General features: G+C 45.3%; 8 protein-coding genes. All 8 read right to left on the reverse strand.

The annotated features are described in order from the left end of the window. Positions 1–54 precede the first annotated feature (54 nt). A complete protein-coding gene (locus tag HMO_RS0112030; protein WP_010304010.1) occupies positions 55–480 on the reverse strand; it encodes a DUF7674 family protein in 426 nt (141 codons plus the stop codon). 1 nt (position 481) lies between these two features. Then, positions 482–1900, reverse strand: coding sequence for a hypothetical protein (locus tag HMO_RS17410; RefSeq protein ID WP_010304011.1), 1419 nt, complete (start codon positions 1898–1900; stop codon positions 482–484). Positions 1901–2115: 215 nt separating this feature from the next. Further along, positions 2116–2628, reverse strand: coding sequence for an Imm39 family immunity protein (locus HMO_RS0112040; RefSeq protein ID WP_010304012.1), 513 nt, complete (start codon positions 2626–2628; stop codon positions 2116–2118). Between the two features lie 9 nt (positions 2629–2637). Continuing rightward, complete coding sequence (locus HMO_RS0112045) at positions 2638–3840, reverse strand: hypothetical protein (RefSeq protein WP_029449072.1); 1203 nt, start codon at positions 3838–3840, stop codon at positions 2638–2640. 261 nt (positions 3841–4101) lie between these two features. Continuing rightward, the gene (locus HMO_RS0112050; RefSeq protein WP_010304014.1) at positions 4102–4587 is read right to left on the reverse strand and encodes an SMI1/KNR4 family protein; all 486 of its coding nucleotides are present in this window, start codon (positions 4585–4587) and stop codon (positions 4102–4104) included. Between the two features lie 56 nt (positions 4588–4643). Continuing rightward, positions 4644–4796, reverse strand: a complete 153-nt coding sequence (locus HMO_RS17125; protein WP_010304015.1) for a hypothetical protein — start codon at positions 4794–4796, stop codon at positions 4644–4646. A 67-nt stretch (positions 4797–4863) separates the two neighbouring features. Beyond that, positions 4864–5376, reverse strand: coding sequence for an SMI1/KNR4 family protein (locus HMO_RS0112060; RefSeq protein WP_139016889.1), 513 nt, complete (start codon positions 5374–5376; stop codon positions 4864–4866). Positions 5377–5381: 5 nt separating this feature from the next. Then, complete coding sequence (locus HMO_RS0112065) at positions 5382–13997, reverse strand: hypothetical protein (RefSeq protein WP_010304017.1); 8616 nt, start codon at positions 13995–13997, stop codon at positions 5382–5384. Positions 13998–14068 lie beyond the last annotated feature (71 nt).

A 14068-nucleotide genomic window follows, 5' to 3' on the forward strand; every position in this document is an offset into this window, starting at 1 on the left:
CCTAAGCAGTTAATGAGTATTTTAGGCAGAACCTCTAACTGCCTTTAATACTCTTTAATCTTCGTCTTTTTCCCAAGTTATAGGATTAAGTCCAAATCTTTGTGCAGCTATTTCTTGAGCAGCTTTTAAAGAAGCTGGTTTTAAATATTTCTGCACCCCTCTAGTGGGATTAACTTTATCTAGGAAAGGCTCAATAAAACTTACTTTTGCCACACATCTTACTTCAAAATTCTCATGTTGAACTAATTCTTCAATTAATTCGAATGCTTTCTTGAGACTTGATCGGCTTAAGCTATCTTTCTTCTCAAGAATGCTTAAAATGTAATCACATAAAACTTGCTCATAAATACTATGAGCACTATACTGATAATCTTCACAAGCCTCAGCAATAATCTCTTTGTACTTTGAAAAATCTAATAGCTCTGGGAAACTTTCAAACAGAGCCTCATTGCAATATGTAGAATAATCATATTTTGCCATCTTATTTTCCTTTAGCCATTTCTATTGCTTCTCTTAAATCTCTTACCAAGCGTTCTGCTGCTTGACGATCTAAGCGGGAAATTTTTTCATTTCCGTCTTGTAGAATTCTCTGTATCCTTCTTAAGCGTCCCTCGCATTTCTCTAAATGAGTTCTTTCCATATTTTGAACTATTTCTCTTCGCAATGCTCCAGCTGATCCTCCAGGATACATGTCCTTATCACGATACAATTCATTTGCAGTATCTTGAAGCTTTTTATTTTCAAAGTTCGGTCTATTGGGAACCCAATCTTTATCCTTAGCTTGGTCATTATGCCATCTGTCTTTATTATTCTTTTTCCATTTATCGCCTTCATGATCGTCCGGTTCCCAATCTGGTGGAAGAGAAGAAGAGCTGGAAGAACGCTGATTTATACTAGAACTAGATCTTGTACTCCCCGTATTGCTAGCTTGTTTAATGAAGATATCGGGATTATGAGCAGACGCAGATCTCTCTAAAGCGGCAGCATTTTCTATAAATTCAGAACCGATTAATTTCTCTTTACCCTTGTCGGTGCTAGGATTGTAGACGCCCGCAACGGCTGTGTCGGCAGCTGCTAAGGTGTAGGTATGGCGCTGCAACCAAGCTTGACCTTGCTGGGAACGAGATGATTCATAAGCTTGCTTAAGATCTTCATGCTCGGCAGCGGTTTGGCTTTCTTTAGCTCGTTCACAGTCTTGATACCATTCATAACCTTTATAGGCTCCATACGTTAAAGCTGTGGCAGCTGCTCCTATCATCAGTGTATTAGGGTGCAAGGGAACTTTACCGAACCCAGCTGCCGCTAGCTCAAACATTGCGGGGGCTCCGCCGGCAGTTGCGGCGGCAAAGCGCGGCATAGCTCCTTGCATTATCTGGCCTGCGGTCGTTGCGGTGGCGGCCAGACTGGCCATCATCACCGAAGGGGTCGATGAGCTTGAACTGGAGGCTGCATAGCCAGAAACCTGAGCCAGATCAGGGGCGGTGTGGCTCGCCAAGGCCTGCTTGGCCCGCTCAATGATATCAAAGCGTCGCTCCGTGGGTTTGACTATTAAGTGCGGTTGCTGCGCTAGCTGCTCGAAGGTCGTGTGGGCCGTATGATGCTCGACCAGGAGCTGACGGGTCTTGTCCTCCATAGCCTTGCGGGCTTGAATATTGGCAATGCGCTGGTCACGGGTAGCAGCATCAAAAAAGAGTCCCGAGAGATCCTCAGCGGTCGAGGCTGTATCCCCATTACCGAGACGATACTGTCCTTTCTGCAGGGCCTGCCCCTCTTCTCTTAAATCCTCCCACTGGTCTAGGGTGGCTTCCAGCTCAGCTTCGCTACGAACACAGGTTTCATCCGCCGCTTTCGCTTGCTGCTCCTGCTGGGAGAAATCATCAATAGCAGTAGCAGAGAGCATACTGAGCGCAGTAAAGACCTGGTTACAGTTATTCTCCTTTACTCCTTAACGATTATTCTTGTTTAAGGGCAACCTATCTGGTCCAAATACTTTACGATGAATCCGGATATAGCTAGCTTCATTTAATCTAGCAGATCTGTTATTATCATGAGTTAGAGGTAAATCAAATTAGATGTCTTGAGTTATCACTGATAAAAACCCGCTGTAAATGAAGTTTACGGCCAGGGAGCAGGCGTATATCCTAGGATTGCTTCCGGTGTTAACGGTATCTTCTGCTCCCAGATCTCACAGTCTTCGATGGTTAATGGAATCTCCCCAAGTTTAGAGCGAATCTTCTCCACTGGTTCTGTTGGCAGCTTATACTTCCGCAGTACATGTAAAACAGCTTCACAGGCAGCAATAAGATAGATTTCCTTTAATAGCTCAGGATTATTCTTGTCCGCCCAGTCTAAAATTAAAGTGTCGAGCTCTACGTATATTGTAAGATCTTTATATTTTGAATGTATGCGGTCATACTGTGGAATAAGTTCAGTTTTAATGCCATATCTGTAAAAAAGATAAATAACGGCAAATTTCTGATCCTTAAAATATCTATTATCATACATATAATGAAAGATAGGCTTAAGCTCTGTTATCCTTTGCGGTCCTTTTCTTACAAAGCGCCCTACAACCATAGCCACAGCTCCCCCAATACTTATTCCACTCGGTGGGATGACAGATTGAATCATTTTTACTCCTTAACGATTATTCTTGTTTAAGGGTAAGCTATCTGGTCCAAATACTTTACGATGAATCCGGATATAGTTAGCTTCACTTAACCTAGCAGCCATTTTAGTATCAAACTCCTTAATGATTTCAGTATAATACTCTTGACCTGGATGTTGTCGCTTTAATTTTTTTGCCTGAGCTTCTGCCCTGATTGATTGGCCTAAACTATTCTTCCCCATTGCACTTTCACCATACTTTAGGATCTTACCAGATGCATCACGAATTACATAGACGTGAGTTTGCCCGACATAACTCAGAGAGTTTCTATGGATCGCGGTTTTTCGAGAAATACTTGCCAGATCTAAAGCTTCAAAAGTACTGGTGGCTGCAGTAGAGTCTACCATTCCTGCCCACCTAGCCACTTTGCTAGCACCTCCTACTTTCATAGCCTTTGCCGCGGTGCCTGGCGTGACCATCTCAGCAGCTAACATTATATAGTCAGCCGTTTCTTGAGCAAACGTAGCATTTCCAGTGAGATCCCGTAGCCCTCGCCGGATGCTCGTGTTTGCGGACTGAGAAGCTTGACCCATCAGTTCTCCTGCTTTTGAAAGATTTCCTCCGCTGACAAAGTCCGCAGCCTTTGCCATATATCCGAAAGTATTTAACCAATCGGCACCATGAGCTTTTAGAAAGGTCTCTATATTCCTTTCACCGTTTCTAAAACGAGCCTTCCCTTCGTAAAGAGTATCACGCGTGTCAACCATCATACGTCTAAACTTCTCAAAGCTTGCCTTTTGGTCTCTGGGTGGGCTGTTTCCTTGGGAAGAACAGGAGCGAAGCTCGCGTGTCCGACTCCGGCCGCGCGGTTCTTCTTCAGCAATGCGCCACATCAAATCCTGAAAGTTAACCTTATCCGCAATCTGCGTATCAATGTTCTCTGTTATGAATGAGCCGGTCGCCTCAATATCCTCGTAATCCTTCTCATCTACTGCTTTTTCTTTACCTTTAGAACGGCTTTTGGAGGCCCTTGCAGAGGAGCGCTGATCTGATAAAGCTTTTTCCTCTTCTCCTAATTGATCCTTAAACATGGTGGCAAATAGGTCATCAGGGTCGTTACTCTGCAGAATTCCTTCAAACACTTGGCTGCTGTTATACCTCAAGGCCATTTCCGCAGCATTTACTGCTTCCTGGATATCAAACCCTAACCCTTGGGCTGTCATCACAGCTGTCATTTGGGAGAAGAGCTTGATTTGTTTGTAATATATTTAAATTGGATAACTGATCCAATCCCGATACTTGTAGCTCATGCATATGATCCATATGTGCCTTGTCTATCAGTTTCTTAACTCTCTTATAAAGTTCAGGATCAGGTGCCCCATGTCATGTTATTTCAAGTAAAGACAAGATGAGTATTAAATGTGGCTTTCTCAAAGAGAAGCCTAGACATATCCGCAATTGTTGACGCCCATATTGGCGAAAAGGTTCGTATTGGACTAAATTAGTTGATGGTCTTTTAATTCGTTTAACCAGTCTTCACCTGCAAATTCATGGGCATGTACACCAAAAAGATAATCACATATAAAATCAGTAAAATTATCAGCCACTGTATGAAATTCGCCCCCATCAGTATCTATGGATAAAATTTCTCCATCTTTGTTCTCTGCATATAGAAACCCCGCAGGATCAGAACCAATAATTACTAAACCTTTATTGTTATAATCAAATTGGTTTTCTAGAAGATTAGAGAGAGGAGGCTCTACATTACCGCAGCCAAATAAGCGTATGATATCTAAATTAATACCATTCCAATACTTTAAAAATTGTTGATATTCTAAAGATAAAGAATGAGGTAGTGTTTTATTTGTTAACTTTATTTCTTCCTCAGTGGCTCCGTTATTAGGTAGAAAGTATATCCCTTTAATTAAAATTCCTGAATTAACTACTTTATTTATTTTCCTGAAAATTTTATCCATTTGCATAGTTAATTTTCCTTAACATTTATTTTAGTAACACGCGTTTCCTTACCTTTTGGTAACTATGGGGTAATTTGTCTTCCTAGCTGCAGATCAATAATAGGATCCGTATCACATCCTCTTAGCTTTACTAAAGCATTCTTACGAGCTTGAGGATTATTCTTGTAGATCTCATTTACCCTCTGAACTAGCTCTCCTCCATATTGTCGTGCCATGGAGATTTAATAAATCTCCTATAGATAACCTTATATTATATTGTCTGTGAATTTTTCGTATTTAAGGTTAGGCCCATCCTTGTTTAACCAAGAAATCATAGAATTCATTGTCTTCCGTAAATGAAAATTCTGGATATCTTTTTCCTAAAACACACTCATCTATAAAAGTTTCAAATGAGTTTGATACTAAGCATGGTTCTTGCTCCTCATAAATTTCAGAATCAAACATGACTATTGCACCATCTTTATTAATACAGTAAACATTTGACCCACTATCTTCCCCTATCGGACAATACTGCAGCTCTAAGAAATCCAAATTATGTGACTCTTTCCACAAATTGAGAATACTAAACAAGCTAGGGAATATAGATGAGGAAGAACCATAAAGAGTTATCCAATCCAATCCGATTCCATCATTAGAGCGTAAAAATTCTAAATATGAGAGAGGTAGCGGCAAGAAATTCTGTGTTAATTCTTCAAGAAAATATTCTGAACATCCACCTTCTGATAAAAGAATTTGGGCTTCTACCTCATCTGATAAATCTAGATATATTAATTTTAAGTAATTAATCTTTTCCATAAAACTCACTTTTTGACCTCCTTAATAATAATATTGCTAATAGGAGTATTATTCGGCAGTTTCCTTAGTTGTTGCCATAATTGATAGCCCAGTAATTGGTTAACATTCGCATCCAGTAAACATAAATTTGAAGCATGATCTAAGCCTTTCACTTGCAGATCATGCATATGGTCAGCTTGTTTATTTGCTATTTTTTCCTTAATCTTATTATATTTTTGAGGATCCGAAACCTTCCATTGCTTCTCAGCTTGCTTTTTTATACGAGCTCGATAAGCAGCTGTCACTCGAGGATTTCGTTGAACAGGATTTGAAGCCTTAAAAAGTTTGCCACGTTCTGCTAAATCTTGCAAGGCTTTCACCTTTCTATTAAAATCTCGTAAATTCATCCCTTCCTTAAATTCTAGGGTGAGAGTAACTCCTTTTGGTTTTGCTAAATCTAGCCCCTCCAGAGTTCTGCTGGCTTTTGTTGCTCTGTTGGAACTCTTGGCCATCTCGGCCAATTTCTCAACCTTACCCACTATCCCTACTTTGCCCAGTGGGTTGATAATCGCTCCAACCACCATTCCTGCCCCCCTAATTAGGGTTTCAACACCTTTACCGGTATCTTGAGCGGTCGCTTTCTTAAACCCTAAATCCCGCATTTGCCGGGCTACGCCTTTTCCAATTTTATGCCCGCCATATTTTACCCCCTTATCCATGAGGTGGTCTAAACCATTGAAGAATCCATGAGAACTTAAAGCACAATACTCTTCCACCCACTCCTTTCTTAAGTTTGCTTGGTCGGCTTGTGAAAGACTGCTAAATTGAATCCCCCCTCTTTCTTGCTCAAATTGGGCAATTCGAGAGTGTTCAAAGTCAGCGTAAGGAGCATCATAAGGGGCTTGGTGCTCGGCCATCTTATGCAAGCGAGCTTTCGTCCTACGGCCAAAGTTAAGCAATTTCTTCCCATACGCAGTTTTATCTAAGGCCTCTAGTCCTTGGTTTACCTTCTTCTTTTGACCTTGAAGAAACTGGTTGAGCGGCGTATCTTTTTCATCCCCATCGCTAAAATACCCCGGGTCATCAAGGTTTGCGTCCTCAACAGCCTCTTCTTCTAATTGAGCCTCGACCATGGCGGCAAATAGGTCCTCAGGGTCGTTACTCTGCAGAACTCCTTCAAACACTTGGCTGCTATTATACATCAATGCCATTTCTGAGGCATTTACCGCTTCCTGGATATCAAACCCTAGCCCTTGAGTCACCATGACAGCTGTCATTTGCGAGAAGAGCTTGATTTGTTTAAAGGCTTCATCCTTAAGCTCTTTTTGCATTTGGATATACGCCTCACTGCCCTCCTCTAATCCTGACTCTTTCAGCTTTTGCTCAATTCTCGGCGCATAGACCAGCATCAACAATTCACTCATGCTCTCGGCCGCCACAGCCCCACTCATCGCCCCCATGACGGAGTCCCGCAATTCTTTACCCTTAAGATGATTGGCTTTCCCCACTGCTGCCGCTTTGGCCGCTGCGACTGCTGCATGCATAGCTTTATGAGCAATAAAGTTCAGAATTTGATTTTGATTATCCGTCAACGTCCCCTTGCGCCAGCCGCCAATCTTGCTCAGGCCCTGTTCGGTCGCTGTATTAGCTACCCAGTTAATGCCTGCTTTTTTCAGATCCCAGTCTTTATCAATCAGACCATCGGCCATAAAATCCACTAAAGTGGGGGCTAAATTATTGACCAACCTTTGGCTAAATTCCTCAAGGCAGCTACTGGCTTGGATGCCTTGAGACCCACTCGTGCTCCCATCTCCCAAAATGCTATAGCGGATCAGGTTCTTATAGAACTGTTTCATCCCTTGCTTGTTAAAGGTGTCTTTGGCAGCCCGATCCAGGTGACCGCGTTGGTTAACCGCATTCACAACAAAGGAGGCGGCAAAGGTCTTGAGTGCCACACCTAGAAGTCCCCCCAGACCCGGAATAAAATAATTCGCAATCAAGGAGACCACAATCTTTGCAGCTTTGCTCATCTCTTGATGGGCAAAACGGCCGGAGTCGTGGCGTTCATCCACCCAGACTCGGGTGACATCATCGCGTTCATCGAGAAGTTTGAGCCATTCATAGCCGGGCTTATTGCTGTAATCTTTGAGGCGTTTCCACTCGCGCGGACGACCCTTATCAACATCACCGTCGGCGCGTGAATGCTTCTCGGTGACCATTTCAACAACAATTCCTTCTGGAGTTCGGAACTCCACGCCACCCCCTTCAGGGAAGTGGAATTGGCAGGGCAGCCGCTCCTCATCATACTCAAAGGTTTTTGACTGGCATTTCCAAATCGCATCTTTGGATTCTTTGCTTACCTCTACAAAGTTGACATTGAGGGCTGTTAAAAGGCGGATCAGACTTTGCTTACTCTCGACAATGGTCTTAATGGCGTGAACAGTGGTGCCAACGGACGTGGTGGGCCCTTCACTGCCCAAGTAAACCGTTTCAAGATAGCCTGTTCCGGTGTTAGGGCGAACTTCCGAAACTTGGGCTTGCTGATTGTAATGCCTTGTACGTATTTTACGTTTACGGCCCGTAACTCTCTTTACTCCTTTTTTCTTTTTCTTCTGATTGGTAACCTCGTCCTGCCAGTCGTAGACTTCATGCACCGTTAAAGAGAGACGACCTCTTAAATAGGCGGCTTTGCCTGGGTAAATCTTTACTCCTTGATCCAAGGCATGCCCTTCGGATTGAATTTCAATTGTGCCCGCTTTCGACGGCCGGTCTAAGAAAGCGATAAACTCTTGAGCCTCGGCCTCAGGCAATAATATGTTATAGTGGTTCAAGCCTGCATCACTATCTAGAGCCGATTGTGACGCATTCTCTAAGGGCAATTTTAATGCCCATCCGCCCTTTGTTCCGGCTAAGGTGTGAAGCAGGGTGACTGGCTCGCCGTCAAAGTCATCTTCATGATCTATCTGGAACAGGCCGTCAGCGGTTTTCTTAATCACCCGCAATTTCTTATTCAGTAAGCGAGCCAGTAGGTTGAAGACCGACGTGCTAACTTTATAGCGTCCTAACGTGGCATCCTTTTGATCATCCAAGACTTCAAGCATCTTATTAGGCTGACCAAATGGCTGGGGCGCATAGAGCTGAATATACAATTTATAGATATCCGGTTGGCGGGCAAAAGCTTGGAGATCCGCATCAAAGGATAAATAGGCCTGAGCTTGACGGATAAAGTCCGGATAAGCGTCTTGGAAGCCTAAACTTAGAATATGATGATAGGTCTCACGCCAAGTATCATCTTTTGGGCGACCGAGTTCTTCATTGATGCGCGTACCCACTTCCTGCTCTAGCTTTTTGCGTAACTCGCTTTGTTGTTTTAATGCTTGAAAATCGTTGCGATTGCGGAAGGCCGCACTCTGATCCAATCTTCCTTGAAGGAAAGCCTCAACAATTTCTGGAGCTACAATTGCCCGAGCCGCTGCATCATTTTTGCGACTTAACAGTAACTCCACCGCTTTGGCCCGGCTAATATCAAGACAATTGAAGCCACACTCATTATTGTCACCGGAAACAGCGACCTCATAATAACGGCACACCTGGGCTGTGTCGCGGTCAGGGCATAACAGCGGCATTCCCAGGACAACGGCAGGAGAATCGGGCGAGACCTCAGCTTCGGGATCTAAGCGCGTATTCTCAGCAATAAATCTAGCATGGGTGCACCGATCTACCTTTTTCTCGCCTTTCTTGATGGGAATAACAGATTGGGCAAAGAGCGGAACAGCCCCTAAACGGCGATTACCGCCATTGTTCATAGTCACCGATTTGCCGTACAGCCGTATCGCTAAAGCCGTCACATCTTCTTCAACTTGAATGAAGAGGTCACTGAACTGGCTACCCAGAGTGGTTTGGCGTTGACCACGTTGGTAATAGCCTTGGTGCGTATAAATGGTCTCAATTAAAGTGTAGGCATCCAGCTCTTGAGCTTGGATCAGCGTCGGTCCGCGCTCACTGGTCACCGTGCTTGAGGCTGCTGTCAGCTTTCCTTTGACAGCGACATGAGCTGTCTTGCCGGCATGAGCCGTACTATCAGTCAGGGTCACCGCGGCTTGCGCTTGTAAGGTTACATCGCCTTGAGGGGCCGTTGTGTCTAACCCTGCTAAGGTTGACTCTTGACGCAAGGTTTTTTGAATAGAGCCGCTTTCATTAAGTTCTTGGGCCCTGACCGTACCAATGCCAGGGATGTGGGCGGCTCGGGTTTCCTGCTGGCCAAAATTGAGATTCATTTTAGCCTCAGCATCAGTCACAGCGATCACCCCCCCTTCCATGGTTTGCCGCTCGATTGTCAAATCCATGGTTCGGCTTTGTACAGAGCCTGAATGCTGAGTACGATCCGCTTGCGTGGTTTGCGGCACATAAGCGTAGGATTCTAAAGACAGTCGGCCCTGGCGATTAACCGCTTGGTAGAAGATGAGAAAGGTATTAACGGTTTCAAGAAACTGCGGCGTGAGCTTAATGCCTAACGATCCCAACTGGGCTCCGGCCTGAGCACCCGCTTGATAAAGAGCAGCACCACTATTGCCTTGATTATCATAAATGCGACCGGTCATCTGCTGCGAAAGGCTCATCGTCGCCAAGGTCTCCAAGGTCGGATCCAGGTGAAAGGGAAGATTGAGCGGGATATTTAAGGTTAGCTGACCGGTCTGAGGGTCAAGATAAGCGACATTGGCCGGGCGATTAATGCCACCTGCCTGCCCCGTTCCGAGTGTGAGGTGACCTTGGGGGTGGTGATGAATTAACGAGGTTCCTGGCGCTAAACCTTCAGCCACCGTTGTTAGAGAGGTGGGTTGGCTCTGGGCCCGTTGAAAAGCGCCAGTAAGGGCGCGCAGATGAGCGGACGACAAATTTGCCGTTATCTGCTGGGCTGTGACCGAGCCCCCATTCACAGTAAGCTCGCCAGCCATATTTACAGATAAATTTTCGCCTAAAGCGAGATTACCGCCTGAAGTGCCTCGTTGAGAGTAGACGTACTTATGCCAGGTCGTATCGAAGGCCGTATTATAGTGCTCATAAGCCGACAGAGTTAAGACAGTGCGGGCCCGTTCTAAATCGGTAATATGTTCTCCTTGCCACCTTAAAGCCCCTGAGATTAAGGCATCAACCCCGAGAAATTGGACAGAAGGACACTGGAGATTTAAATTTCCCAGTAGGAAGAGCTTAGGAACATGGGTGACCTGAGTCACCGCGTTGAAATTGCTGTAATTTCCATAGCGTCCGCTATCTACCTCTAAGGCTTGGTTGGGGGTGCGATGATAAGTTAAAGTCTGAGCTCTAAACGAGCTATCGCCAAACAGGAAGAAATTAACGTCGAGAAAATCTAGGTTAGGAGCCCTACTTTTCAACCCTTGGGGAGCCAGGAAAGAGCAGAAAGCAGCCTGAACACCTTGGTGCGCTTTTAGTTTGATATGGGCCGTTTGAGAAGTAAATTGGCTGCCATTACTTAAGTAAAAGCCCCACCATTTATGAAACGAATTACTAGGATGAGACGAGTTGGAATTGAATCCGGCTCCTAAATGGAGATACGGATTACTTTGGACGCGGCTGGCAACTTCCGCAGCTGGCACAAAGATCTTGTCCCCTAATTCAATTCTCCCTTGCAACGATTCTAATCTAATCTTCTGGTGAGCCTGAATGGAGCCATACTTACCATCAATGATATTGTTAACACGAAGATCGACTCTCCCCTGATCAGCTTGGAGTTTTCCCATCTGGTCATTGCTTGCACCGAGGTAGACTCCGAGGGTATTGTGAACTAAGATATGGCCTTGGTGTGCCCGTAAAAGGCGTAAAATAGAAAGATTGCGGACATTACTGAAGGTGACCCTTTGGGTTAAGATCTCATTTAAAAAAACGATATCTGTATAAAGGGGATATCCTAAAAAGTTGAGCTCCCCTAACCTGGACAGATCATAATTGCCTTGGATCACATTTTTTAAAGCGATTCGGTTCTCATTTACTAAGAGAGCAATATTCCACTGCGTAAGAGCGGCAATCTGATGGGTGCTTGCTAAGTGATCTAAATAGAGATCATTTAGCGGCAAGCGCGAAAGCTCCAGGGCCTCTGCCTCAACTTGACCCGTTAAGAAATACGAAGGTGCAGAGAGCTGAGGGTCGGAAAACGACAGCAAAGAATCTGGATAAAGGAACTTATTGAGAGAGCGATAGGAGTAATCATACATCAGTTTGCCGTGCGCCTTAAACACGCCTGTATTGTCAAGGATCCGAACGAGGGCCCGGCCATTAATCTCTCGCGCCGGTAAATCTAAGGTTTGGCTCAATTCCAAGCGGCCAAGATTATCGATCCAGGACGTCAGTGCCAAGGAGTCTATATCTAGAGCCTGCACGCGCGCTACGCCGCTATTGTTTAAGACGCCTGCCGGTAAGAAAAGTAAGCCCACGTCAAGCTCGGCCCCTTGCCTATTGATCACCTGAGCCCCTCTGTTGAGGGTAAGAGTCTCCGCCTCAAACTGACCCTGATTATCTAGGGTCCGGCCTAAGGAGGTTACGGTCTGGCTTTCCCAGACACCGAGATTGCGAATCGGAGTAGGAGACGGGACGCGACAGGCTTTGAGAAGAATATCCAGGGCTGAGATTTTGCCCTGAGCTTCGTTGGTAAATTCGACGACCTTGTCCCCGATCACCACCTGCTGGCCTTGGATCTCGGCCTGCTTTTCAGCCGTGCCGCCATTTATCAGCCGCTGTATATTGATAACGAATTTTTTATTCTCAGGAGTTATCAGCGTGCCGCGGTTTTCAAGCAGCCCAGTGCCTGAAATTGCTGCTCTGGGTTTCCGCCCCTGCTGCGGGGGCTGAGGACTAAAACTAAGGACTCCATCATTTTGCAGCTTTTGGCCATCAATAATTAAGGTATGCAAGGTAAGGTGGCGTTTGTTGATAAAGATTGATTGGGCTCCAATATCTACATGTCCTAAATGGGCCGCTTGACCATCAAAAATAAACTCTCCGCCTTGCTGGAAAAACTGCTCACACCGCATCACCCCGGTGTGAACGACTGCCCCTCCTCGGACAACCATAGCTTCGCACTGCACCACCCCGCGTAAAACTAAGAGTGCCGCAGAGGACTGAGTGGACGGCGTGAAAAAGTGGGTTACGAGGATCTGGCTTTTATCTGCCATGGTGAAGTGACGCAGATCCTTGCCCAATACCAACTGGCGAGCTTGAATGGTGGCGCCGTTTTCTCCGCGATCCCGCATCTCAAAGCGCTGGATATCAATTTGAGTCACCCCATTGGTTTTCTCTTTATGGAGATGGCCCTCATGAATAAAAGCTCCGTTTCCTTGAAGACGAGAGACCCACATATTAGCCTGATTGGTAAATTGACCTAGAAGGGTCAAAGTTAGCGCAGATAAATCGAGGTCCCCTGTATTTTGTCCCTGATCAATCGTTAAGGTTCCCGATGCTGTGAGAGAGCCGGCATTCGTCAGGGAGACTAGTGACGAATGAGCCAAAAGCTGTCGCAGCTGACACTGTCCTTGATTTTCTAGATTCACCGCGTGAATGAGACTGCGTTGATGAGTGAGACTACCATGATTGATCAGACTGAGATGATGGAGATTGCCCTGCTCCGCTTGCATCTGCCCTCGATTAACAAGCTGAGCTGAGGTATCGGCCGTTCTGCCTTTTATCTCATATTCGCTGTCACTGCTGAGGGTTCCATCGTTCGCGAAGTAGCCGCCAAAAGTATAAGTGCCCTTTTTTCGGGTGTGCAGCGTGGCGGAGATCGCATTGGCAATATTACCCGTCACGGCTAGGGTTGCCGTGTCTAAGTTAGAAGATCCTAAATTGACATAGTCTTGAGCTTGTACAGAAAGATGGCCGCCGTCAATGGTGCCACGGTTGGTAACCACGCTTGCATTAACAATAGAGCTGGGTCCCTCAGTTCCGTCAACGGTGAAATGCTTTAAGTTATTAAATTTATTCCCCTGGAGATCCCAGTGTCCGCCCGCCTGGAGGTGCAGACGTGCATGATTATCTAACCGACCCCGCTTTAAAAGTAAATTTCTTAAGGAGCTACCTTCCGCTCCCTGAATCACTAAGCCACTATCTGTATCGGTCTTAGCTTTAAAGTTCGTTAGCTGATTTCCTCCCAACAGCACACCGCCGTGGCCGCTAATGTGAAGGTTATGAATATGACAATTCGCAAGAATAATGAGGCTCTCTGTTTTAATCTTAATAATGGTATCGGTATTGTCATACCTTAGACCGTCTAACAGAACATTCCCGCTGGAATCGATCTTAATCTCGCCCAAGCCGGCGATAGTCCAGCTGAACCAGCCGATCTCCTGATCACTCAGCCAAGTCGGTTGCACGTAGTGAGGGAAGGCAAGACTGGTAAAGTCGATTTGAGTTGTTTCTTTCTCTTTAATAATACCGGTGTTACGATCCTGCGTTATCTGCCGCACATTTAATGCTGTTACTTCCCCCTGCTCATTGACACCCCGGTCAACCGATAATTTGAGGACAGTATTAGCTCTCTGGAACTCCGCGTCCACTGCAAAGGAGGACACTAAGATCATTCTCACATAAGCGACCAAGACCAAAACATTAACAATTTTACGAAAACTGAACATAAACCGACCTCACAACAAAGCCTCCATGACGACGAATCATAGAGGCTGGCAACCGAGCACAAATGTATTTG

Source organism: Candidatus Odyssella thessalonicensis L13, assembly GCF_000190415.1.
Taxonomy (GTDB): domain Bacteria; phylum Pseudomonadota; class Alphaproteobacteria; order Paracaedibacterales; family Paracaedibacteraceae; genus Paracaedibacter; species Paracaedibacter thessalonicensis.

Coding starts and splice junctions, on each gene's coding strand:
- HMO_RS0112030 (WP_010304010.1), bottom strand. CDS start 480: ATGGCAAAATATGATTATTCTACATATTGCAATGAGGCTCTGTTTGAA.
- HMO_RS17410 (WP_010304011.1), bottom strand. CDS start 1,900: ATGCTCTCTGCTACTGCTATTGATGATTTCTCCCAGCAGGAGCAGCAA.
- HMO_RS0112040 (WP_010304012.1), bottom strand. CDS start 2,628: ATGATTCAATCTGTCATCCCACCGAGTGGAATAAGTATTGGGGGAGCT.
- HMO_RS0112045 (WP_029449072.1), bottom strand. CDS start 3,840: ATGACAGCTGTGATGACAGCCCAAGGGTTAGGGTTTGATATCCAGGAA.
- HMO_RS0112050 (WP_010304014.1), bottom strand. CDS start 4,587: ATGCAAATGGATAAAATTTTCAGGAAAATAAATAAAGTAGTTAATTCA.
- HMO_RS17125 (WP_010304015.1), bottom strand. CDS start 4,796: ATGGCACGACAATATGGAGGAGAGCTAGTTCAGAGGGTAAATGAGATC.
- HMO_RS0112060 (WP_139016889.1), bottom strand. CDS start 5,376: ATGGAAAAGATTAATTACTTAAAATTAATATATCTAGATTTATCAGAT.
- HMO_RS0112065 (WP_010304017.1), bottom strand. CDS start 13,997: ATGTTCAGTTTTCGTAAAATTGTTAATGTTTTGGTCTTGGTCGCTTAT.